This window comes from Terribacillus jepli, assembly GCF_047228925.1.
Taxonomy (GTDB): Bacteria; Bacillota; Bacilli; order Bacillales; family Amphibacillaceae; genus Terribacillus.
Genome location: NZ_JBFEGH010000003.1, coordinates 102,834 through 126,882, shown reverse-complemented (window position 1 = coordinate 126,882; position 24,049 = coordinate 102,834). Strand labels below are relative to the sequence as shown.

Genomic DNA, 24,049 nt, shown 5'->3' with positions numbered 1-24,049 from the left:
GTGCCCGTTTTTTTTATAGATATTTTTTTAGTACACGTTTTCCTTCGTAGCTGAATAGGACATTCTTGCCCTCGATAAACGTTTCCAAGTGGATGAATCTTCCCCAAAGCTGATAAAAGTAAGGCAGTGTCCGCTCCAGATATGTCAAATCCAGCTCTACACCTTCATAATGATGCTTCAAATATAACTCGCCATTGGACATATAGTCGCCGTCTGTGACGGTCAAATAAGGGAACCCGCCATTCACTCGCATCGTAATCAGCTGATCACGGACTGCTTCCCAGTCCTTGTCGGTGATCTTATACTCATTGCCTTGTTTCTGGAACAAATACATATCTTCCCGGTGCACGAGATCCTTTGTCAGGTAATTGCGCAAGAACGAAATATCGGACTCGATTTCCCGTACCTCGAACATTTTTTCCCGGCCGGAACCTGGCTTCACACCATACCGTTTCATTTCTTCCGTCGGATTGTCGAACCTCTCTTCGATATCTTCAAAGATCTTGATGCCTAGATAATATGGATTGATCTGTGTCGGAGAAGGCTGGACGACGCCGGCGTTAAGCTTGGCAAATTCGATTGCCTCATCACTTGTCAGATCCAGCTCCCGAAGAATACGAGCATGCCAGTAAGAAGCCCAGCCTTCATTCATGATCTTTGTCTCAAGCTGTGGCCAAAAGTACAGCATTTCCTCACGCATCATTGTCAGGATGTCACGCTGCCAGTCTTCCAAAGTCCTGCTGTACTCTTCAATGAACAACAGGATATCTTTTTCTGGTCGCGGCGGGAAGGCTTTCTTTTTGCTTTCCTTCTTTGCTTTTGACTCATCCCGATCCACAAACCATAAATCATCGTATTCGAATCGCTTATCAACACTATCTTCTATCTCTTCATCATCAACTTCCCACCCAAGCTTTGGCCGCAGCAATGACGGGTCGATATGCTCCTGAATTGCCAGGACAGCATCCAGGAAATCCTCCACTTCCTTCTTGCCGAATTCTTTTTCATATGCTGCAATTCGCTCGGCAGTAGCCGCCATACTATCGACCATATTCCGATTGGTATTTTGGAAGCGAACGTTGTTTTTAAAGAAATCACAGTGAGCAAGCACGTGGGCGACAATCAATTTGTTCTGAACAAGGCTGTTCGAATTCAGCAAGAAGGCATAACAAGGATTGGAATTGATCACAAGCTCGTAGATCTTACTCAATCCAAGATCATATTGCAGCTTCATCTTATGAAATTGCTTCCCAAAACTCCAATGTGTGAACCTTGTCGGCATACCATAAGCGCCGAATGTATAAATAATGTCAGCTGGACAGATTTCGTAGCGCATCGGGTAGAAATCGAGACCGAAGCCTTTCGCAATTTCCGTAATTTCCCCAATAGCCCTTTCCAATTCGATATGTTCGGATTGCAGCACGGGCTTTCTCCCCTTTGTACGTAATAGTACTCATACATATGCTGGGAAGGCCAAAAAAAGACTCCATCCCTGTCTTTTTTAAATGCGGAAAGCCGTTAATTTATGCATTTCAAGCCGATTTTGAAGCTTGTCTTTACATACGGAGTGCTTTGCAATGAAATGGAGCCATTCATCTGTTCAACCAGTCTTTTGGTGATGGTCAAGCCTAATCCGCTCCCTTGATAATGTTTATTCCTGGAGTCCTCCATCGTATACATTCGTTCAAATACTCGATCCTGCTGCGATTCACTTATGCCTCTGCCCTTATCGTACACTTCCATAAAAACGGTATTATCTTTTCTGCTTAGCTTTAGCCCGATGAATTTCCCATCGGAACCATAGGTAATTGCGTTTGAGACAAGGTTATTCAGTATCCTATTGATTGCTTGTTCATTTCCCATTACATGGATCGGATACTCCGGTATATCAATTGCAACATCGAACTCTTGCTTTTGCAAAATACTCGAAAAATCCAAGATGACTTTTCGGCATAATTCACAAATATCCACCTTACCAAGTTCTATATCCTTATCACCTGACTCCAGCTTCGCCAGTTCAAAAAAACGCTCGATCAAATCCAGGACTTCTGCGGATTTAAGCTTCACTGTCTCGAGCATGCTCGATAGGTTTTCTTTTCTCGGATCCTTTTCATTTTCCGCCATCTCGATATACCCTAAAATAACCGTAAGGGGTGTTTTCAGATCATGCGATATATTGGATAGCATCTTCCGCATGGAACGCTCTATATTGGTATGATCAGCAGCTACTTGATGCTTACTGTCGAGCAAATGATTCAATTTGATCAACAGACTTTGTACTTGTTTCGTATTGGTATGCAGCAATATCCGTTCCTGACCACCTGTATCCGTGATATGGTGCAGCTTGTCTTCTATATAAGTCAGATCTGTCAGCACTTTCCTGTTATTTTTAAAAAGGAGTATATTCCATACCAACGATAGCAGAAATAACAATAGAAAAAGAATTGCCATCTTCAAAACTCCCCTAATTTGTATCCGATTCCCCACAACGTTTTGATATACTTCGGATTGGATGGATCGTCTTCAATCTTCTCCCTAAGACGCCTGATATGCACATTGATGACATTCTCATCTCCATGATACTCTTCCTGCCAAATGGAATGATAAAGCTGTGATTTCGTATAAACATTGGATGGATTCAATATGAATAATTTCAGAATGCTGAATTCCTTTGCTGTAAGGCTGATATCTTTATCAAATTTCCTGATTGCATAGTTATCGACATCGATTGTCAGATCACCAATCTGCACCAGCTTTTTACTCTCCGCCGCGGCTAAATAATGCTTTTCCCTTCGTATGATTGCTTTGATCCTGGCTGTCAGCTCCAGGATGGAGAATGGCTTGGCGATATAATCATCGGCCCCTACTCCCAAACCGATCACTTTATCCGTTTCCTCGCCTTTAGCCGACATAATCAAAACAGGCACCATACTTTTCTCACGTATCTTTTTTAAACATTCGATGCCATCTATCTTCGGCAGCATCAAATCAAGCAAAATAACATCATATCCATTCATGCTGAAGCTGATCAAAGCTTCCTCTCCATCGTATGCTGCTGTAACTTCATAGCCTTCTTTTGTCAAACTCTCTGTTACCATTTTACTGATGTAAATATCATCTTCCACAATGAGTACTTTCTGATTCAAAACATACACCCCTAAACTCATAAATAAGAAAAATAAGGAAATCTATATTTTTTATACCATATGATTGTCGGTTGCAACTATTGTCAGAAGCAATAGTGAATATAGAAATTATTTATGGCAAGAAAAGATGCCATCCCAAAATAGGACAGCATTTTCTGGATCTGATTAAATCAGGCGATATCTCGTTTATCGATTTGATGATAAGAAAAGTAAGCAATTGCCAAACCGAATATACATAGAGCAATAGGTACCCATATGAATTGGAATAAGCTCGTCGTACTGTCCCCATTCGATACTGTCCCGTTGATCAAGACACCTATGAGGACAGCCCATGTAATTGTGGCAGCAGTCGATTTCTTTCTCATGCCGAAAAACAGCGGAATCAAGCTGACCCCTGCGGTCATCAACGCGTTTACGAGCGTCATTGGAAAAGCAGACATCATGTCATTCCATGTAACAGGCGCTTCGAAAAGATATACATGCGGACTTATCAGATAGACCAATATATTTGTAACAACTGTGGCAAATACAATGCTTGAGAAGCAGAAAGCAAACACGATAATCAACTTTGCTTTCATCAGTTTTTTGCGTTGTATCGGATAAGTGAATAACAATTGAATCGTGCCCGTTCTATATTCTTCAATTACAATACGCGATAAGATTACTCCTGCAAAAATCAAGAAAACGGTTCTGATGAAAATATCGGCTAACGACATGAATGCTTGGTAATCCGGAAACATGGTCTCAACTTCATTCCTTGAGCCCCATCCCATAAGTCCGACTACGGCAAATATCAATACGATACAAATCATGACAGCTGGAAGATAACCAGCTAATTTATGTTTTTTAGACTCTAGTTTCATTAATTTAAACAAGGTCCGTCTCCTCCGTTCATAGTTTAAATGGCTTGGAATGTCACTTATGAAATATGGATTTCCTTTTCATTCATCGTGTTCAGGAAATACTCTTCAAGCGAACTATGTTTTTTATTGATACTTTCTATTCCTATGTCATGCATCACAAAAGCTTTCGACAGTTCTGCCTGCGTCAAATCAACATCGTAAATCCTGATTGTCCGCTCATCAAATACCTTATAGTTACGCACCTTCAGCTTTTCTTCGAGTACATAAACTGCCTTTTTAACATCTTGTATCATGACTTCGATGTACTCGGTTTGTTCGCCATTGATACTTTTCATCGTCACTTCTTTTACCAATTTCCCATGTTGGATGATACCTATTGTATCCGCCATCTGTTCCATTTCAGCCAGGATGTGGCTTGATACAATCAATGTGACGCCATACTCCCGGCAGAGCAATTTGAATAATTCCCTTAAATCTTTTATACCTACAGGGTCGAGACCATTGATCGGCTCATCCAATACGAGCAGCTCAGGTTTTGTAGAAATTGCTCTCGCAATTCCCAATCTTTGTTTCATTCCCAACGAAAATTCTTTTACTTTCTTATTGTCTATATTGTGTAATTTGACGAGCTCCAAGGCTTGTTCGATTGCCTTATCATCGTAGTATCCCATGTATTCACAATGCAGCGATAGATTTTCCCTGGCAGTCAGCCGCTCATAGAAAATAGGGTACTCGATGATAGTGCCCATCCTTTTCAATACTTCTACCGAACTGTCAGTCAGCTTGCTTCCGAAGATTTCGATGTCTCCGCTTGTAGGTTTTATAAGATTCGTTATCATTTTCATGATGGTGGTCTTTCCTGCACCATTCGGTCCTAGAAAGCCATAGATTTCCCCTTGTTTCACATGCATATCCACGCCGGAGGCGACTTCTTTGCCATTGTAAGACTTGGTAAGCTGACTTGTTTGCAAAATGTAGGTCATTTCAATCTCTCCTCTTTGTTTCTATATTCATTATACAAATCAGTCTTTTCTTTTCCCTTACTAAATCCTTAATTCTTCCTTAAGTTGTAAATACTGCTTGGACAAACGGCAGCGACATACATAAAAACAAGCGGATTCATCAATAGGATGACCGCTTGTTGAATTGAATGCAGCAGCAAGGGGCTAAAGCGCGATTTATCTTTGGTGCAGAAACTGAAAGTGCTGTAATCCTCTCGATATTGAGATTGTTTCTCATGTTCTCCAGAGCTATTTCTCAAGAATTAATCAGTTACCTTTATCACCCCATCGTCACTTGATAGACTTAACTTATTAGTCCCCTGACCTATCTTGCCCGTCTTAAGATTTTCAGTGTCTTCCTTTTTCTTAAGTCCATTAAGATTCAGAGCTATATCGGAAGATTCACTCTTAGCAGTAACAGATAGGGAAGTTGGAGCCTTTTTATAAGAAACTTCGATATCGCCCGCTGCCGTATTCACATCTAAGGATTTCCCTTCCTTTGTATCCTTGATAGAAATCACTCCATCTACAGAGGTAACCTTTGCCTCAGAACTAATTACATCTTCCATATAGTTGTCACCGCTTGTAGAAGTTATATGTAATTTTTCGATCGAACTATTTTCAACACTTAACATTCCATCCTCCGATGCAAACCTCCCTGAACTAGCAGAAACATCTTTAATTTTTCCATCACCCGCATTGTTTTCAACAGCAATATTATCAGCTGAGATGTCACTCATTGCTATATTTCCATCTTTACTAGTCAATTGAATATTATTTACGCCTGATTCGGGTACATTAATATGAATAGTGCCTTTCTTACCAAAAGTAAATCCTCCAAAAAAATCACTTTGTTCTTGTTCGTTTTGTTTGATCACTAATTCCTCCCCATCTCTTTTGAATGTAACAGGCTCATCATTTATTTGTTTTCCCTCAGCGAAAATGGTCAATTCATTTGAATCACTCTTGTTAAATCTTACTTCCCACGAATCACTATCTACTTTTAAGGTTTCAATATCATTTATGTCATAAGACTTATTCTTCTCAAAACGCTTTCCCTCTGCATTAAAATTATAGGCACCAAAAGCAAGCCCTCCAATTACAACAAGTGCAACGCCTGTCGATACAACCTTTTTCATTTCTCTTCCTCCTAATTTGTAGATTTCGATTTATATTTTCATTCTATAAAATAAAAATTTCTTTCCTCTTACTAATTTCTTAATACTTCCTTACGTTACGTTTTATCTTGATTGAGTGAGAGAGATAGCGGGAATTTGAGGGCATAAAAAAACAAGCAGCCCCCTGCAAGGAAGACTGCTCGTTTCTAATAACTTTCAAATCAGCGGCAAAAGAAGCCAAACAAAGTATGCTCCTTTTGCACCTGCCGCTGGAATGCGTTAACTTTTATTCACTTACTTTCTGATAATAATAGACAAGTGTTTCCATCCCTTTATCGAAGCTTTCCAATGGGAAGCTTTCATTCGGGGAATGGAGTCGGTCTTCCGGAGTTCCGAACCCCAGCAGAACCACTGGCATCTGGTAAACCGTATCAATCCATTCCACAACAGGAATCGAGCCGCCCATACGGACGAAGACCGTCTCCTTGCCGAAGGCTTGTGTCAGGCTTGCCGCTGCTTTTTGAATCAGCGGGTGATTCGGATCTACTTTGTATGCTTTGGCTTTGAAAGGCTCTGGTCTTACCTCGACACGCACGCCAGCAGGTGCATGCTTCTTGATATGAGCCGTGATTTTTTCCACGATATCAACCGGATCCTGACCAGGTACAAGGCGGCTGGTGATTTTCGCTGTCGCCTCGGCCGGGATGATTGTTTTCGTACCTTCTCCTTGGTAACCGCCGTACATACCGTTGATCTCCAAAGTCGGACGAGCCATTGTATGCTCCTTGGCAGTATATCCCTTTTCAGATACTGCTTCTGGTACACCGACTGTCTGGACAAAGTCTTCTCCCGGTGCTTGGGCCATCAGTTTGCGTTCTTCTTCAGGCAATTCCTCCACACCATCATAGAAGCCTTCTACTTGGACAACTTCTTCCTCATCCTTCAAAGAACTTAGGATATGAGCCAATGCCTGGAGCGGATTACGGACAGCACCGCCATACATACCGGAATGCAAATCGCGATCTGGTCCGTACACAGAGAACTCAAGTGCAGCTGCACCTTTCAAACCATAAAGCATGGTTGGCTGCCCTGCTTCGACCATCCCGGAATCGCTGATGATGGCAAAATCTGCTTGGAATTGCTCGGTTTGCTCATGCAGTACCGCATGCAAATTCGTACTTCCGATTTCTTCCTCACCCTCGATGCATACTTTTACATTGATCGGCAAAGCTCCTTCTGTTTTCATGAAGGCTTCGAATACTGCCAGATGCATGAATACCTGACCTTTGTCATCACTCACACCGCGAGCATAAATACGACCGTTTCTTTCCGTCGGTTCGAATGGTTCACTATCCCAAAGCGGAAGCGGATCTGCAGGCTGTACATCATAATGACCATAAAAAAGTGCAGTCGGTTTGTCAGGACCTGCACCGAGCCATTCACCGGTTACGATCGGATGGCGTTCCGTCTCCTGGATTGTCACCTTATCGAATCCAATCTCTTTTAAATAGTCAGCTGTATAAGCGGCTGTCTTTGCAACGTCTTCTTTATATGTACTGTCTGTGCTGATACTTGGAATTCGAAGATATGTGTATAGCCTCTCCAGCAATTTCTCCCGATTCTCCTGTAAGTAAGCGACAACTTGATTCGTCATATGCATCACTCTTTCCTTTTCTTACTAGTGTAGCATAAATCGGCTGATTCTTGTTTAGGTTGTACCTGCAGGTGGAAACTAAACAAGAAATACATCGTGATATCAGGAGGAGAACTATGGGTAAAGTATTGATTGTTGCAACGAACCACGACAGCCTGAAACAGACGCCCCATACAACAGGACTCTGGTTCAGCGAGCTTACGAATTTTTACGACAAGTTAAAAACACGCCATGTCATGACAGTCATCAGTCCAAAGGGTGGCAATATACCGATAGATCACCGCAGTCTCACTGGGTTATTCAAAAGCCATAAGCTGCGGAAATACTATCGGGCACCCGGGTTCAGGAGATTGCTTGCGAACAGCCTATCGCCCCAGGAGGTAAATGCAGCCGATTATGATGCCATTTATTTCACCGGAGGTCACGGCACGATGTGGGATTTCCCTGAAAATAAGGAGCTGCAAAGGCTTACGCGGGATATATATGAGAATGGGGGAATCGTTGCCGCAGTATGCCACGGTCCGAGTGCATTGCTGCATGTAAAACTGTCTGACGGGGCTTACTTATTACAAGATAAGACAGTGACTGGTTATTCCGATCGTGAAGAAGCATTCAGCCTTAACAAACATGAAATCCCTTATAGCTTGGAAGAGAAGCTTAAGATACGTGCTCTAACGTACCGTAAAGCAAAAATGCCCTTCAAAGGACATGTCGAAGCGGATGACAGATTGATCACTGGCCAGAATCCAGCAAGTGTCAAAGGAGTTGCAAAAGCAGTCATCAATCGAATCGAACAAAAAGAATTTGCTGAGCATCCACGCTCCTTCCGTGCTGTACTGCGAATTCCCGAAGAAGAACAGATCTTAAGAAGAAAGCCAGCTCCGTAAAACGGAGCTGGCTTTTATCATTCTTCCATCGCTTGTTTCAAATCTTCGATCAAATCATCACCATCTTCAATACCGACACTGATTCGGATCAAACCATCCGTAATTCCCAATTCCGCTCTCCGCTCCTGCGGAATGGATGCATGTGTCATCTTCGCAGGTAGGGAAATAAGACTTTCCACTGCTCCTAGGCTTTCTGCCAAAATGAAATATTTCGTTTTGCGCAGTACTTGATCCGCTTTTTCGGCACTGCCGACATCGAAGGAGATCATACCGCCAAAGCCCTCTGCTTGACTTGCTGCAATATCATGTCCCTTATGATCGGAAAGACCCGGATAATAGATCGTGCTCACTCCTGGATGAGCTTGCAGGAATTCTACCAGCTTGGCACTATTCTTCTCGATTGCTTCCATGCGGATACCAAGTGTCTTGATTCCGCGGAGAAGCAGCCAGCTGTCCTGCGGTCCAAGTACGGCACCAGCTGAATTTTGGATGAAGTGCAGCTCTTCAGCGAGTTTTTCATCTTTCACGACAACCAGCCCTGATACGACGTCACTATGGCCGCCGATATATTTGGTCGCACTGTGCAGAACGATATCCGCACCTAGATCGATTGGATTTTGCCAATAAGGTGTTGCAAAAGTATTATCGACAATCAGCAGCAAATCATACTTTTTGGCAATCTCCGCCATCTTTCTGATATCGGTGATTTTCAATAACGGATTGGTCGGTGTTTCAACATAAATGGCTTTCGTCGCTGGGGTAATGGCTTGTTCAACGGCTTCTGGTGAACTCGTATCAACAAATGTATGCCCCAGTTGATAACGAGTCAACACTTTAGTCGCAAGACGGTAGCTGCCGCCGTATACATCATCCGTCATGACAACATGGCTGCCTGCTTCAAACAGCATCATGACAGAAGTGATGGCTGCCATGCCGGAACTGAATGCAAAGCCTCTTTTCCCGTTTTCCAATGCGGCAATTGTTTCTTCCAATGCATGACGCGTCGGATTGCCAGTACGGGAATATTCATAACCGGTATGTTCACCAGGTCCTGGTTGTTTATACGTACTTACTTGGTAAATTGGTACACTGACCGCGCCCGTATTTTCGTCCGATGTAATTCCACCGTGAATCATTTTTGTTTTCCGTCTCATCTTAATCCTCCTTGGTAGATCTGTTGACTAAGGTAGCGTTCGCTGCTGTCCGGGAAGATGGTCACAATCGTCGTCCCCGGCTTCGCTTTTTCTGCTTCCTTGAGCGCTGCACAAAAAGCAGATCCTGAAGAACTGCCGACAAGCAGCCCTTCTTTGACAGCCAGTTCTTTCACGTAATGAAATGCATCATCATCCGTGATGGTATGAATCGCATCAAAATAAGCAGTGTCCATATATCCAGGCAAAAACTCCATACCTATACCTTCTGTCCGATGCGATCCCGGAGCACCCCCATTAAGGATGGAACCCTCCGGTTCAACGATAACCGTCTTCACATCAGTCTTTTGATCCTTCAGATAACGTGCGGTTCCCATGAACGTGCCACCTGTCCCGCCTCCGGCAACAAATATATCCACATTACCCTCCAAGTCGCGCCAGATCTCCGGACCGAGTGTTTTATAATAAGTTTCAGGATTGGCTGGATTGGCAAATTGCTGCGGGCAATAGCTGCCAGGAATTTCATCCAGCAGCTCTTTGGCCTTTTTGATGGCGCCCGTCATCCCTTCGGATGTTGGTGTATTGATCACCTTCGCTCCCAATGCCCGCATCAGCTCTTGTTTTTCCTGACTGAATTTCTCTGGCACACAGAAGATGACGGAAACTTTTCTCTTTAAGGCTGCCAGTGCAATCCCAATACCGGTATTGCCTGCGGTCGGCTCGATGATCGTCCCATTTTCCTTCAGCTCGCCTGAGAGGAATGCCTCATCGATCAAATTGACTCCCAGCCGATCCTTCACACTGCCGCCAGGGTTATAAAACTCCAGCTTCGCAAATAAACGAACTCCCTCCGGCAGAGAAAAGTTCGTTATTTGCACAATTGGTGTGTTTCCTATCAGTTCATGTACTGACTTATAAACAGCCATTTTCTCCCTCTATTCAGCGAAAACTTGACGCCATTCATCTTTTTTGGAAAGCATTTCTTTCGCAATCTCCTGTGCACCCTCAAGGCTGTGGTTGGCAGCCCAGCCGCATTGCACTTCATTGCATGCCGGCACTTCCGTGGCATCCAGCACGTCCTGCAATGTCTTTTCCAAAGCTTCGAGGATTTCATCATAGCTGTCATTATTCAAGATGGATACGTAGAATCCTGTTTGACATCCCATCGGACCGATATCAAGGATATTATCGATATGGTTGCGAATATTTTCAGCCATCAAATGCTCCAAGGAGTGTAGTCCCGGCATTTCCATAAATTCTTTATTCGGCTGCTTGAAGCGGATATCGTATTTGTATACTTTATCGTGCGTCCCTTCTGTAATGCCGACTAAGCGAACGTATGGTGCCGCTACTTTCGTGTGGTCAAGGTTGAAGCTTTCCACGTTCATTTTCTTTGTCATCGTAGTTCCTCCCCTTACGCTTTTTCTGCTGTGATCAAGTAGACGAAGCGATTCATTTGCTTAAATGTAACATGAAATCCGTGTGTTTGGAAAATGTTACGAAGGACTTCCATCGTTGTATAATATTCCGTCGTCAAATCCTGGACAAGCCTGTCATGCCCCTTATCCTGCTCTTCCTGAATCAGCTTGCTGCGTCCCTCTGCACTGGAGAATACCGTATCGGCAAAGATGATTTTTCCACCTTTGGACAAAAGCTTCGCATAGCCGGAAATCGCTTGCTCCTTCTCCTCATCAGTCAGATGGTGGAAAGCCCACGTACTGACGATGGCAGAAACCTCGTGCCCAGGGTCTGGGAATGAAAGAAAATCGCCATCCACCAGTTGAAGCTGCGGGAATTTCCGGGAAGCATGCTCACGCATCTCCTTAGACGGCTCGATACCCGTCACATCCAATCCTTTGGCTAACAGCTTCTCGGAAAGATTTCCTGTTCCGACTCCGAATTCCAATGTATATCCTTCTGCAGCATCAGCGACTGTCTGCAGGATTTCGTTGTATTTATCAAACACTTCCTTATATTGTGGATCTTGGCCAGTAACCGTATCATCATACGTCTCTGCCCATTCATCGAACATATCGATAAATTCGCGGCCCATTTCATCACCTCAAGTGTAATATCTTGTATATCCAAGTAAACTAATAAGGATTATTATGTTTATGACAGAATACCATAGTACCTCACTTTATTCAATGAAAAGATACGATGTCAGTCATAAATTCCACTTTTCAGTAATACAAGATCAACAGCTATAAAAATAGTGGAAAAGTTACAAATTCATACTATATAATAAGGTGGAGAGGGGAGTGTTCGCCATGATCGATCTGCGTAGCGATACGGTCACCAAGCCATCAGAAGCGATGCGTAAGGCTGCTTATGAAGCAGAAGTCGGAGATGATGTCTATGGAGAGGACCCAGCTGTAAATGAGTTAGAGGAAACGGTTGCCGATTTACTTGGAAAGGAAGCCGCCTTATTCGTGCCGAGCGGCACTCAGGGGAATCAAATCGCAGTACTTTCTCATTGCAACCCTGGTAATGAAATTATCCTGGAGGAAGAATCGCATATCTTCCTTTATGAAGGTGCCGCCACGTCCATTTTTGCAGGCGTGCAGACTCGCACATTGAAAGGGGAACGCGGTGCACTTTGTCCGGAGGATTTGGCAGGGGCTATACGTAAAGATGATATCCATTTTCCCGAAACGGGCTTAATCTGTGTGGAAAATACCCATAACAAAGCTGGGGGAGCAGTTATCCCAATCGAGAACATGATGGTGATAGCCCAAATAGCACGCGAACATCGGATTCCGATTCATATGGATGGTGCGCGGCTCTTCAACGCCTCCGTGGCTGCCGGCATCAGTGCAGCGAAATACGCCCAGTTGACGGATACCGTCCAGATTTGTCTTTCCAAAGGATTGGGTGCCCCTGTAGGCTCTGTCATAGCAGGATCCGAATTATTCATCGACAAGGCACGCAAATGGAGAAAACGCCTTGGAGGCGGCATGCGTCAAGCCGGCATTTTAGCAGCACCTGGTCTTGTTGCCTTGCGTGAGAACGTAGAACGCCTCGCAGACGACCATGACAACGCCAAACTATTGGCTGAAGGTCTTGCTGAGATCGACGGCATCGAGATTCTTAATAAAGTGGAAACGAATATCGTATTGGCTGATGTCAAAGGTACCGGTATGACAGCAGATGCTTATGTGCAGCTGCTTAAGGAACAGCAAGTACTGGCTAACGCTTTTGGCCCAACCAGTGTCCGTTTTGTCACACATTATGATGTAGGAAAAGGTGCAATCAAAAAAGCTTTAGCTGTTGCTTCATCTCTTGCAAAACAGCCAAATTAAAATAGAGGCTCCCGGAGGGAGCCTCTATCATTATCTTTCGTTATTCGGGAACACGCGATTCAGCATATTGCCGAATTCCAGGAAGAAGCCTTTCACCGGCTGTCCTTCGTCAATCTTATCATTGTAGTCCTGTGCCATATCCAGAAAATCAGGATCAGCTGACACGTATACGTTATCGATGTCTTCATCGACTGATTTCACCGCTTTTTCCACATCGCGTTTCATCTGATCTGTTACATCATTATTGTTGTTGTCGCCAGTCGTTGTGTTCCCCATACCATTGTTGCCCGTATTGTCATCGTCATTTTTCATATCCACCGCAACGAAAGCATTATTATCCGTTGTAAATACATAGGCGTCATCCACACCTTTTACTTCTTCCACTTTTTTCGCTGCATCATCTGCAACTTGATAACGTGGCTGCTGGTCATCGCCATTGTGCTGACGATCATCGACATCCGTCGTATTATCGCTATTGCGGTCTACCAGATTGTTATCTGTATTATTGTACCGTGTCGGTTCCACATTGCCATTCCTGCCCATGCCGGTGTCATTGTTATCGTCGTTTTGACAAGCTGTAAGTGTGATGGCAGCAAGGGCAGCCATACTGATCATTTTCCATTTTTTCATTAGTGTATCCTCCTTTGATTTGCCATTCTGCGCTTAGTATGTACGGATTTTTACACCCTATTCAAAGTTGATGGAGAAGTGTTTATATCTGCCAGCAATGTTCTTACAGAATAGAGAGATACTAAACGTACCCTGACAGGAAGGGGATACCGTAATGAAAGTCCAGGATTATGAAAAAGCATTGTTGTTTACAATCTGGGGCCAATGGGATGATTTGCTAGTCCTTATGGTACGCACAAATGATGATCTGCTTTCCAAGCGAATCGAGATTTTCTTGCACGCATTCCACTATCCCTCCGAACAGCATGCAGTCGTGAAATCACATGAAGAGCTGCTGCAATATATCGATCACGCCTTGGGTCATACAACTTTATATGCCTTGGATGTATAATAGGAGACTCGAGCACAATGGCTCGAGTCTCCTTCATTGATCCTCCGGCGTTTCACTTTCTAAATTCTTGAATCGTAGTTCGAATAAATCCTTACGGCGATCGTGTAGGTGGCGAACCGTACCCGTTTTTCTCTGGCGCTGTAAAATCTCTAAATCGACATCACCGACGACGACCGTCTCGATATTCGGCGGACACTCACCGACAATGCCATCTCGCGCGAATTCAAAATCAGAAGGTGTGAATATGCCCGACTGTGCATATTGTATATCCATGTTTTCCACCTGCGTCAGGTTACCGACTGTTCCTGCTATGACTGTATAAACTTGGTTCTCCACAGCACGGGCTTGCGCACAATATCGAACACGCAAATATCCTTGGCGGTCATCTGTACAGAATGGAACGAAAATGATATTCGCCCCTTGATCCACAGCATGACGTGCCAGCTCCGGGAATTCGATGTCATAACAAATTTGGATCGCAATTCGCCCGCAATCCGTATCGAATACTTTCACTGTATCACCAGGCTGAATTCCCCACCACTTTTTCTCATTTGGTGTGACGTGGATTTTATATTGCTTTTCGATCGTGCCGTCACGGCGGAATAGGTAAGCGATATTATAAATATGATCGTCCTCTTCCACAAAATGTGAGCCGCCGACAATGTTGACATTGTAGCGAACTGCCAAATCTGTGAATAGTTCAATATACTGCTCTGTGAATTCAGATAATTTCCGAACCGCTTTGGAGGGTACTTTTTCTTCGAGGAAACTCATGAGCTGTGTCGTGAAAATCTCCGGGAATACAGCGAAATCCGATCCGAAATCATAGGCAACGTCCACATAATACTCCACCTGCCTCGCAAATTCCTCAAACGATTCGATTTGCTTCATCATATATTGGATGACCGTAATTCGGACAGGATAAGCAGTTTTGAAATGCCGTTTCGACTTCGCATGGTATTCGATGTTATTCCATTCCATCAATGTAGCGAAGGTTGCTGATTGTTTATCATCAGGCAAATAATCGCGGTTGATCCGCATGACACGGAAACCATTCATCATTTGGAAGGTCAGTACGGGATCATAGATGTTCTGCGCTTCGACTTCCTCGACATACTGACGCGGTGTCAGTTCGTGGCTGTATTTGTGATAATTCGGGATCCTTCCGCCGATGATGATGCTTTTCAGATTCATCTCTGCGGCCAGTTCCTTACGCGCTTCATAAAGGCGCTTCCCGATTTTCATCCCTTGATATTCCGGATGCACCATGACCTCGATGCCATACAAATTGAAACCCTCCGGATTGTGGTTTGTAATATATCCTTCATCCGTGATGTCATCCCAAGTATGACGGTCATCGTACTCGTCAAAATTGACAATCAAGCTGGAACAGCTGCCAATTATCTTGCCATCCAATTCCACGCAGAACTGTCCTTCGGGAAATATATCAATATGGCTTTTAAGATGACTCTTCTTCCATGGTTCCATGCCAGGGAAACATAATTTCTGCATATCCAGGATTTGATCGATATCCGACTCCGCGATATTCCGTAAAACCACTTTTTTCTCAAACTGCGACAAATCAAGTTCTGACATAGTAGCTACCCTCTCTATCGGAAAAGTTCTTTATTATCCTTACCCTTCCCATTATGCAAGTAGTCTTATTATTAACAAAAGCCTATCCAGTCATATCAGTTTTTTTCGGAAGCAGCTTTTTTATCTTTATCATCTTCATTTCTTCTGTCTTCATGTCCAGGAGGCGTGGGTTTCTTTTTATTATCCTGCTTGTCATGGCCGTATGCTTTCTCTTTTTCCCTGCCACGGGGTTTATTTTCATCCGGATTGTTGTGACTCTTCATGTCACCCATATTGTGTTTATCAACTTCTCGTTCTTTTTCGGCAGCATCTGATTTTCCATTGGCTTTCTCCTGCTTCCTTTCCGCTTTTCTAGCCTGCTTTTCCGTTTCTTTCGCCTGTTTCTTTTCTTCTTTCATTTGTTTTTTTGCTTCTTTGGATTGATTGGCCTCCTCGGGTCCGCTAGGTTTATCAGCCAAATCGATATCCGTCTCTTCTCTCTCTTTCACGGATTGTTTCACGACAACAGAGGCGGGCTTTGCATCAATGCCATCCTTCGTCCTTTGGGAAGTCTCATCTTGCTCTGCTCCTTGTTCTTTCACATCTTCTTTATAGAAATCTTTTATAATGGCTGAATCCGATTGCGAAAGAGCTGAATCAGACTTGGATGAATTCCCCTCAAGAATGGTCTGTGCCATGATTTCATTCATTGATTTATGCTCATCCTGAGCTGTTTGGCGTACCTTATCGGGCACCTGGAACGACGCGATATGTAATGTATTGTTGAATGTGTTGACCGAACCTTCCAATATACTGGTCAACTGCTTATCTTCCTGTTTGGTATCTATATAATTGACACCTATGATAATACTTTCCGAGTCAGTTAAAAGACCTAAGTCACTTGATTTACGCAAAATACCGGCTGCAACCTGTTCGACAGGCTCACCCTGCCAATCATCCAGAGCAGCGAGTACCTTTTCCGCATCTTCATTCAAAGCAGCCACAGAGACAACATCCATGCGGTTATTGACCTTCAATTCAATGCTCGGATTAAAATCGAGGCTGACATATGCGTATGCTTTGTTGCCATTGTACCAGGAATAAACCGGGAATAATGCCAGCACAAATACAAGTACCAACACGGCTACGCGCATGAAATTCTTCATAGATGGCGTCCAATGTCTGATTCTTGTTCTTCTGACTAATTCTTGTGCACTGAATTCGACTTCTTGTCCAATCTCTGCCTGTTCTTGCATACTGATTTCCAGAAATGTTCCTTCACTGGTAAGCACGATTGTGCTCCGGCGGCTTTGCTTGACGACGACTCCTCTTTTCACTAACTCACCCCCTTCATATAATCCTTCAGGTAGATATAATCCTCGCTGAGAATGATGAAAATGGCGAGAATATACTTCCTGTTCCTTTCTAAGGTCTTCTTGCTTACTGATACCTTTTCGACTAGTTGTTTAATGGGGATTTTCTTCTTTCTATTCACATAATCCCGCATCTCGTGATCTGCATGAAGAATCTTTGCTGCTTCAATTGCCGACTCCCTGGCATCACGGTGCTTTGGTGCGACATGGATCAGCTCTTGAAACGAAAGTTTAAACTCTTTCAATTTCCTATCATATTCCTCTATCTCAGCACGGCGATACCATGTTTCTGTTTCCTGCATATAAGCTGTTTGTGCCGCTTCCGCTTCCCGTGGATTCTCACTGTCGTCTTCATACAACTCATCCAAAGATGCGGCGGGAAGACGGATCTGCTCCCGTCTGATATAGTCGATCGTCTTTCGTTTGATCACGAGCTTGGCAAATGAAAGGAAGGAGCTCCCTTTGTCATCGGCATAAGCAAGCATCGCTTCATTGAAAGCAGAAAGGCCAATGCTGAATTCTTCATCCTTGGATGGATCGATAAATCTGCGGCAAACCTCGGAAACAGATTTCGCTATAAATGGCTGATAGCTCTCGATCAGCTCATTCTGCATCTCGGTATTCCCGGCCTGCACTTGTTTGATCTGTTCTTCTAATTTTCCGCGGTTAGGATCATTAGACTGGCGTAGATACAAGACCTATCACCTCCAGCCTTCTATATTTTTCGTAACATAATTGTAATTTTCGGGTGTAACGAGTTAATTTCATTTGTAAATTTCGTATCAGTTCATTCGTAATTTTTATATATGACATATGACTTACTCCAATACTTCACCAATATGCCTATCATACAACACCCGGATAGAAAGTCGCTTCTCAAAATAATTACAAAAAAATTAAATCTCTGCAACAATAAAGCGCATGAAAAAGCCATCCTGTATAATCAGGACGGCTTTTCGTCAACCAGCTGAACGCTTTATACCGCTCTGCTGCATCAAATGCATCTGATAATATTGTCCCTGTTTCTCCAATAGGGACATATGATTGCCATGTTCCAATATCTTCCCTTGATCCAGGACAAAAATCTGGTCAGCGTGCATGATAGTCGAAAGTCGATGTGCGATGACCAATGTTGTCCTGCCTTGTTTCAGTACATCCAACGCACGCTGGATGACGGCTTCTGTTTCCGTATCGATATTGGCTGTCGCTTCATCCAGTATCAAAATGGACGGATTAAAGGCCAATGCTCTCGCAAAGGATACAAGCTGCCGTTCTCCCATGGAAAGCGTGGCTCCGCCTTCTTTGACAGGTTCATCGTATTGTTTCGGCAGTTTGGAAATAAATTGTTCCGCCCCCACTGCTTTTAATGCTTCGATAGCCATTTCCCGAGAAATATCCGGGTTATTCATCGTCACATTCGTCAAAATCGTCCCGGTGAAAAGGAATGGATCCTGTAACACGATGCCCATACTGCTGCGGACTTGCTGTCGCGACATTTCTTTTGTATCGACACCATCAATCGTTATCTTGCCTTTTTGATGATCATAAAACCGGAATAGTAAATTCATGATGGAGCTTTTTCCAGAACCAGTATGACCAACGAATGCAGCCGTCTGTCCGCTTTTCACCTGAAAACTTAAATCTTTCAGCACATAATCTTTATCATTATAAGCGAAGCTGACGTCCTCAAAAGCTATTTCTCCTCGGTTCTTCTTTCGCTTGGCTTGAGAATCCACATCTTCCCCAGATTCATCGAGCAGCTGGAATACCCGCGAAGCAGCAACACGTGCCTGTTCCAGAAGCGGTAGCTGGTTCACTGCATCCGTAATCGGATTGAACAAACGGTTCAAGTAATCGACAAATGCGTAAAGTACTCCGACGGTAACGATGGAACCACCAGTAACGGCAGCACCTCCGAAATACCAAATGAATGCGACAAAAGCCAGATTACGCAGCACTGTCACCAAGTTATGGGAAGTCAGGGCACTTAATTTCATCAGCTTGCGCTGATAGATGAAGTTTCGGGTATTGAGCACTTCGAATTCTTCTTTTGTCTTTTGCTCCCGATTGAACGCCTGGATGATCGGCATACCCTGGATCGATTCGTTGATACTGCCGTTAATCTCACTGACCGTTTTCCGGACGACCTTATTGTATTTCGTACCAAAATACTTATATACTTTCATCCAAGCCCAAAAAATCGGAATCACGAGTAAGCAAATAGCAGCGAGTTTGGCATTCAGGACGAACATTGCGACAAAGATACCACCCATATAAACGAAACTTGTCACAAATGTGGCCAGTACCCGTTCATATAAATCACGGATTGCTTCTGTATCATTGGTGATCCTGGCAACGATCGTTCCCGCTGGCCGATCCACATAATAATTGATCGGAACGCGCTGCGTATGGGCAAAAATTTCATTGCGCATTGTTCGTACGATTTTATTGGATGCTTGCTGTAGCAGGAATGTCTTCCAAAACTGAAATATTGCCGCTATGAACAAAAGTGCTGCATACACGATCAGTAAGATGATGATCGGCTGGAATTGCGGCCGGAAAAACTCATATAATTCTCCAGCTGAAAGCCTCGTTCCTGCTGTTTCTTCTATCCCTTGAGGACCATCTACTGTTATCATGCCATCTCCATAGGATTTAGAACCTTCCAAAGGTAAGGCACCATCTGCGAAATAAAAATGCCTGCCGATCTGCATGATGGTTGCTTCTGAGATGACATCTGTTTTCGAGTCGAGCTCATCGGAACGGATATAAACCTTTCCCGCATAATCAACTGTATGATCGGTCTTATTTTCCACCTCATACCAAGTGGACTCGATTCCAAGGATGTGGTGGTCGATTATTCGAGCAGCGATCAACGGACCTGCCAGCTCAAGCGCCACTGCAATGAGCAGGCAGATGAGTCCGATATTGATGGTCTTCTTATTATTTAATGCATATTTGAATAATCTTCGTTCCGTCGTGTCTTTCTTCATGAGGAGATAACCTCCTTATCCTCCAGCTGCTGCAAATAATACTGGCTTGCATACCAGCCATTTGCTGCAAGCAGCTCTTCGTGTGTACCGCTCTCTGTGATTCTTCCATCCTCAAGTACGATGATTTGTTCTGCATGCTTGACAGCCGAAAGACGATGGGCTGCGATGATTGTCGTTTTATCCTGACGCTCTTCCTTCAAATGTTCGATGATATTGGCTTCGGTTTTTCCATCGACTGCACTCATGGAATCATCCAAAATCAATATTTCCGGATTCTTGATAAAGGCACGCGCCAGAGCTACACGCTGTTTTTGTCCTCCAGAAAGCGTTACGCCGCTTTCGCCTACTTTTGTATCCAGACCTTCAGGGAGGCTCTGGATGTCCGTAAGAAAATGGGCAAGCTCCATGACACGGAAAATTTCTTCATCGGATGCATCTTGTTTGCCATATCGTATGTTCTCCCGAATCGTTTTCGAAAAGAGAATTTGTTCCTGTGGTACATAACCGATCCAGCTGCGCGTCTTCTCCAAAGCGAATTGGTCAATCGGAGTACCTCCAAGTTGCAGTCGCCCTTTCCCAGGCGGATATTGACGGAGCAGCTGTTTGAATAATGTCGATTTGCCGGCGCCAGTTTTTCCGACAACACCAAGCGTTGTCCCTTGCTTGATTTCAAGGGTGATGTCCTGAAGACGCTCGGTGCCATTTCCTGGGTAGCCGAAACTTACTGATTTGAAAACAATATCTCCTGGCTTCTGCTGATCCACAGGCTGTTTGGGATCTGTTACATCAGCTGGATAATCGAGGGTTGTATTCACGCGATCCAAAGATGCATTCCCCCGCTGCAGGACATTGATCAATTCCCCTACAGCAAACATCGGCCAAATAAGCATCCCGAGGTACATATTGAACGATACTAAATTCCCTAATGTAATTTCATTTTGGAAAACGAGCAAGGCACCATAGCCGATTCCAATCGTGTAAGAAAGCCCGACAAGCACTTTCATCGTCGGTTCGAATAACGCATCGATCTTCGCTACCTTGATATTCTTCTGATAAACATCTTCCGTCATATCCTGAAATCGCTGTTCATCCTGCTTTTCTTGAACGAATGCCCGTGTCACCCGGATTCCACGAATCGATTCCAGCACTTCATTATTCAAGTTCCCGAAAGCTTCCTGGGCTTCTGTAAACCGTTCATTGATCGCTCCTCCATATTTATGCATCACAATGGCCATGATGGGCATCGGGATGAGGGCGACCAAAGTCAGCTCCCAGCTGATCGAAAATCCCATGATTGCAATGATCATGAGCATAAAAATACTTGAATCCACCAACGTCAGTACCCCGAACCCGCTTGTCAAGTAGATGGCTCGCAAATCATTTGTACCTTGCGCCATCAAGTCCCCTACTTTTTTCTTATCGAAGAATGTAGGTGTCATGCGGAAAAAATGTCCCATCAGCTTGGAGCGTATCAATCTCTCCAGGATCGCGGATCCGCTGAACAGTGTGTAATCCCACACATAGGAAATGACATAGTGCAAGACAATCAGCAACAGGAACAATCCGATAACCTGCCAGATCCTTTCCGAAGTCAGCGTGTCATAATTGATCTGATCAATGGTCAGACCGATCAGTTTTGGCGGGATCAGACCGATCAAGCTGGCCAGTATAAGGGCGATAATCGCGATTGTATATCGCTTCCAATATTTCAGGAAAAACCAATCCAACTTCTTCAAAACATCAAACATACTTTCCCCAACCTTCTCTCACGTTTTTGTCCAAACGATTCAGCTAACCATCATCATTCCAATCATCTTCCCATTTTCTTGTCTGTACGTTCAGCATAGCCCTTCCTCCTTTTTTCTTGTCATGATAAAAATCCGGAATTCCGGCTTTTATCAACAAACCTTTCATTTTGTGCATAAAAAAAACGCGCACGCCCGCAGACGTACACGTTCTTGGAAGTATGCAGCAAGCGATATGCGGCAGACTCCGTCCAGATAAAATCAGAATTCTAAAAGTACCGAACAAAGGAGGAGCTGCCCAATATGAAATTGGCTGATAAAGATATTTTCCGGCTATTCATCTTGGGTTCCTCCTTTCAATTGTTATTTTATGCATAATAAGTATATACATACCGGTTTAAAAAGGTCAATGATATTTTCAAATAATTCGAGCAATAAGCGATATGTAAACATTCGTCTCGATATGGTAAACTAAAGAAGATAACTTTAAAAAGGAGTGTCACCAATCAATGTTATTAGATGACATCTTAGCGCATAATCAAAACTTCGTAGAAAACAAAGCATATGTACAGTATGAAACAGACAAGTTTCCTTCCAAAAAAGCTGTCATTCTAACTTGTATGGATGCCCGCTTGCTTGAACTGCTTCCAAAAGCGCTCAACCTCAAAAATGGTGATGCAAAAATGATCCAGAATGCAGGTGCAATGCTCGTTGATACTTCTGATAGTGCCATGAAGAGTATTTTAGTAGCCATTCATGCCTTGAAAGGTGAAGAAGTATTTGTTATCGGACACAAAGATTGCGGCATGCACCATCTTCATGGTTCAGATATGCTCGAACAAATCGGCAGACAAGGCGGAGATGTCGAGACATACTTGCGTCAATCCTCCAGTGAAGATAATGCCAATACATGGTTCGATGGCTTCAACAGTGTGGAGGAATCGGTAGCAAGCAGCGCTTCTTTGATAGCGAACCATCCTTTGCTTCCAAAACATGTACCTGTGCATGCTCTGGTAATCGATCCTGCAACAGGTGAACTGACTGTGATCCAAAATGGATATGAAAAAACCAACTGACAATTTGTCAGTTGGTTTTTTTAGCATGTTCTTTTATTATTTCGATTACACGTTGTTTGGCCTCTTGGCTTTCATAATGACTCATTGCCCGCAAAATCTCACTTTTATGCTCTTTGAGGTCCTGCAAATGCTGAATCAAGGAAGCACTTGTCAAATCTTCTTCTTCCAAAACATCTGCATAGCCTTGTTTCTTGAAGGAGCTCGCATTAAGCAGCTGATCTCCCCGGCTGGCTTTTTTGGATAATGGAACCAGCAGCATCGGCTTACGCAGCGCCAAGAATTCGAAAATAGCATTGGAACCGGCACGCGACAAAACAAAATCAGAAGCTGCGAACAAATCATTCAAACCTTCGTTCACATATTCGAATTGCACATAGCCATCTTTTTTGATTGTTTCATCCAGCTGATTCCTACCGCAAATGTGGATGATCTGAAATTCTTGGAGTAATGTGTCCAAACTGGATCGGACTGCTTCGTTGATCACTTGGGATCCGCCGCTTCCTCCCATGATCAGCAAAACAGCTTTATCCGGTGAAAAGCCCAGATTCTCCAAACCAACTCGTCGATTCCCTTGAATCAGCTCATCACGGACGACCGCTCCGACCCATTCTGCTTTCTTGGCAGAGACATGGGATACCGTTTCTGCGAATGTCGTCACGATTTTCTTGGCGAATGGCATCGCCAGTTTATTCGCCAGCCCCGGAGTAATATCCGATTCATGGATGACAGCAGGAATATGGCGCAGCCAAGACGCAAACAGCACTGGCACTGAAACGAATCCGCCCTTGGAGAAGATGACATCCGGCTTTACTTTCCCCATGATTCGATAAGCCTGCATGGTACCTTTCATTACTTTGAAAGGATCCTTGAAGTTCTCCTTGGACATATAACGTCTTAATTTACCGGTAGAAATGCTGTGATATGTCACACCTTCCATCGGCTCAATCAGGTCTCGCTCTATTCCTTTCTTTGAACCAATGTAATCGATCTTCCACCCTTCCTGTCTGAATACAGGAATCAAGGCCACGTTCACGATTACATGGCCAGCAGTGCCGCCCCCCGTAAATAGAATCCGTTTTTCCTTCATGTTGTAAATCCTTCCCTTTCCCATTAAAAGCACTTCTCTATTTAATATATCTGTAAT

At 43.8% G+C, this 24,049-nt stretch carries 22 protein-coding genes; 4 read left to right on the top strand and 18 right to left on the bottom strand.

Annotated elements, in window-relative coordinates; all coding sequences use genetic code 11:
• Window positions 1-13: 13 nt before the first annotated feature.
• The 7 genes from AB1K91_RS04745 to AB1K91_RS04715 all read right to left on the bottom strand — a co-directional run bounded on the left by AB1K91_RS04745 (window position 14) and on the right by AB1K91_RS04715 (window position 7,782).
• A complete protein-coding gene (locus tag AB1K91_RS04745; protein ID WP_413088584.1) occupies window positions 14-1,423 on the bottom strand; it encodes a SpoVR family protein in 1,410 nt (469 codons plus the stop codon).
• Between the two features lie 95 nt (window positions 1,424-1,518).
• Complete coding sequence (locus AB1K91_RS04740; RefSeq protein WP_413088583.1) at window positions 1,519-2,451, bottom strand: sensor histidine kinase; 933 nt, start codon at window positions 2,449-2,451, stop codon at window positions 1,519-1,521.
• Between the two features lie 2 nt (window positions 2,452-2,453).
• Entirely contained in the window at window positions 2,454-3,146 is a 693-nt protein-coding gene (locus AB1K91_RS04735) for a response regulator transcription factor (protein ID WP_413088581.1), read from the bottom strand.
• A 170-nt stretch (window positions 3,147-3,316) separates the two neighbouring features.
• Complete coding sequence (locus AB1K91_RS04730; protein WP_413088580.1) at window positions 3,317-4,021, bottom strand: DUF2705 family protein; 705 nt, start codon at window positions 4,019-4,021, stop codon at window positions 3,317-3,319.
• 44 nt (window positions 4,022-4,065) lie between these two features.
• Entirely contained in the window at window positions 4,066-4,992 is a 927-nt protein-coding gene (locus AB1K91_RS04725) for an ABC transporter ATP-binding protein (protein WP_413088578.1), read from the bottom strand.
• A gap of 281 nt (window positions 4,993-5,273) precedes the next feature.
• Entirely contained in the window at window positions 5,274-6,149 is an 876-nt protein-coding gene (locus tag AB1K91_RS04720) for a DUF4097 family beta strand repeat-containing protein (RefSeq protein WP_413088576.1), read from the bottom strand.
• 265 nt (window positions 6,150-6,414) lie between these two features.
• Window positions 6,415-7,782, bottom strand: a complete 1,368-nt coding sequence (locus AB1K91_RS04715; protein ID WP_093726824.1) for a dipeptidase — start codon at window positions 7,780-7,782, stop codon at window positions 6,415-6,417.
• A 116-nt stretch (window positions 7,783-7,898) separates the two neighbouring features.
• On the opposite strand from AB1K91_RS04715, the gene AB1K91_RS04710 reads away from it, so the two are divergent.
• Entirely contained in the window at window positions 7,899-8,669 is a 771-nt protein-coding gene (locus AB1K91_RS04710) for a type 1 glutamine amidotransferase domain-containing protein (protein ID WP_413088574.1), read from the top strand.
• 17 nt (window positions 8,670-8,686) lie between these two features.
• Here the strand turns inward: AB1K91_RS04710 and AB1K91_RS04705 are convergent, their stop codons facing one another.
• From AB1K91_RS04705 to AB1K91_RS04690, 4 genes are read right to left on the bottom strand one after another with little or no spacing between them, the layout of a single operon-like run.
• A complete protein-coding gene (locus AB1K91_RS04705) occupies window positions 8,687-9,823 on the bottom strand; it encodes a bifunctional cystathionine gamma-lyase/homocysteine desulfhydrase (protein ID WP_093726822.1) in 1,137 nt (378 codons plus the stop codon).
• Window positions 9,820-10,746 (bottom strand): PLP-dependent cysteine synthase family protein, encoded by a 927-nt coding sequence (locus AB1K91_RS04700; RefSeq protein ID WP_413088572.1) that lies wholly within the window; start codon window positions 10,744-10,746, stop codon window positions 9,820-9,822. The genes AB1K91_RS04705 and AB1K91_RS04700 overlap by 4 nt, the downstream gene beginning before the upstream one ends.
• 9 nt (window positions 10,747-10,755) lie before the next feature.
• Entirely contained in the window at window positions 10,756-11,220 is a 465-nt protein-coding gene (locus tag AB1K91_RS04695) for an S-ribosylhomocysteine lyase (protein ID WP_093726820.1), read from the bottom strand.
• A gap of 14 nt (window positions 11,221-11,234) precedes the next feature.
• Window positions 11,235-11,873, bottom strand: a complete 639-nt coding sequence (locus AB1K91_RS04690) for a class I SAM-dependent DNA methyltransferase (protein ID WP_413088570.1) — start codon at window positions 11,871-11,873, stop codon at window positions 11,235-11,237.
• Window positions 11,874-12,090: 217 nt separating this feature from the next.
• On the opposite strand from AB1K91_RS04690, the gene ltaE reads away from it, so the two are divergent.
• Window positions 12,091-13,122 carry a low-specificity L-threonine aldolase gene (gene ltaE, locus AB1K91_RS04685; RefSeq protein WP_413088568.1) on the top strand — a complete coding sequence of 344 codons (1,032 nt, stop codon included), beginning with the start codon at window positions 12,091-12,093 and terminating at the stop codon, window positions 13,120-13,122.
• Between the two features lie 30 nt (window positions 13,123-13,152).
• Here the strand turns inward: ltaE and AB1K91_RS04680 are convergent, their stop codons facing one another.
• Complete coding sequence (locus AB1K91_RS04680; RefSeq protein ID WP_413088566.1) at window positions 13,153-13,752, bottom strand: YhcN/YlaJ family sporulation lipoprotein; 600 nt, start codon at window positions 13,750-13,752, stop codon at window positions 13,153-13,155.
• A 154-nt stretch (window positions 13,753-13,906) separates the two neighbouring features.
• On the opposite strand from AB1K91_RS04680, the gene AB1K91_RS04675 reads away from it, so the two are divergent.
• A complete protein-coding gene (locus AB1K91_RS04675) occupies window positions 13,907-14,143 on the top strand; it encodes a YhdB family protein (protein ID WP_093726816.1) in 237 nt (78 codons plus the stop codon).
• A 33-nt stretch (window positions 14,144-14,176) separates the two neighbouring features.
• Here AB1K91_RS04675 and AB1K91_RS04670 read toward each other — a convergent pair whose 3' ends face one another.
• The 5 genes from AB1K91_RS04670 to AB1K91_RS04650 all read right to left on the bottom strand — a co-directional run bounded on the left by AB1K91_RS04670 (window position 14,177) and on the right by AB1K91_RS04650 (window position 21,832).
• Window positions 14,177-15,739 carry a GNAT family N-acetyltransferase gene (locus AB1K91_RS04670; protein ID WP_413088564.1) on the bottom strand — a complete coding sequence of 521 codons (1,563 nt, stop codon included), beginning with the start codon at window positions 15,737-15,739 and terminating at the stop codon, window positions 14,177-14,179.
• 95 nt (window positions 15,740-15,834) lie between these two features.
• Window positions 15,835-17,055, bottom strand: coding sequence for an anti-sigma factor domain-containing protein (locus AB1K91_RS04665; protein ID WP_413088562.1), 1,221 nt, complete (start codon window positions 17,053-17,055; stop codon window positions 15,835-15,837).
• Entirely contained in the window at window positions 17,055-17,786 is a 732-nt protein-coding gene (gene sigI / locus AB1K91_RS04660) for an RNA polymerase sigma-I factor (protein ID WP_413088560.1), read from the bottom strand. The genes AB1K91_RS04665 and sigI overlap by 1 nt, the downstream gene beginning before the upstream one ends.
• 264 nt (window positions 17,787-18,050) lie before the next feature.
• Entirely contained in the window at window positions 18,051-20,084 is a 2,034-nt protein-coding gene (locus AB1K91_RS04655; protein WP_413088558.1) for an ABC transporter ATP-binding protein, read from the bottom strand.
• Window positions 20,081-21,832: an ABC transporter ATP-binding protein gene (locus AB1K91_RS04650; protein WP_413088556.1), complete on the bottom strand. Its 1,752-nt coding sequence runs from the start codon at window positions 21,830-21,832 to the stop codon at window positions 20,081-20,083. The genes AB1K91_RS04655 and AB1K91_RS04650 overlap by 4 nt, the downstream gene beginning before the upstream one ends.
• A gap of 506 nt (window positions 21,833-22,338) precedes the next feature.
• Here AB1K91_RS04650 and AB1K91_RS04645 point away from each other — a divergent pair.
• Window positions 22,339-22,905 (top strand): beta-class carbonic anhydrase, encoded by a 567-nt coding sequence (locus AB1K91_RS04645; protein WP_413088554.1) that lies wholly within the window; start codon window positions 22,339-22,341, stop codon window positions 22,903-22,905.
• A gap of 7 nt (window positions 22,906-22,912) precedes the next feature.
• On the opposite strand, the gene murG is transcribed toward AB1K91_RS04645, so the two are convergent.
• Window positions 22,913-23,992 carry an undecaprenyldiphospho-muramoylpentapeptide beta-N-acetylglucosaminyltransferase gene (gene murG / locus AB1K91_RS04640; RefSeq protein ID WP_413088552.1) on the bottom strand — a complete coding sequence of 360 codons (1,080 nt, stop codon included), beginning with the start codon at window positions 23,990-23,992 and terminating at the stop codon, window positions 22,913-22,915.
• Window positions 23,993-24,049 lie beyond the last annotated feature (57 nt).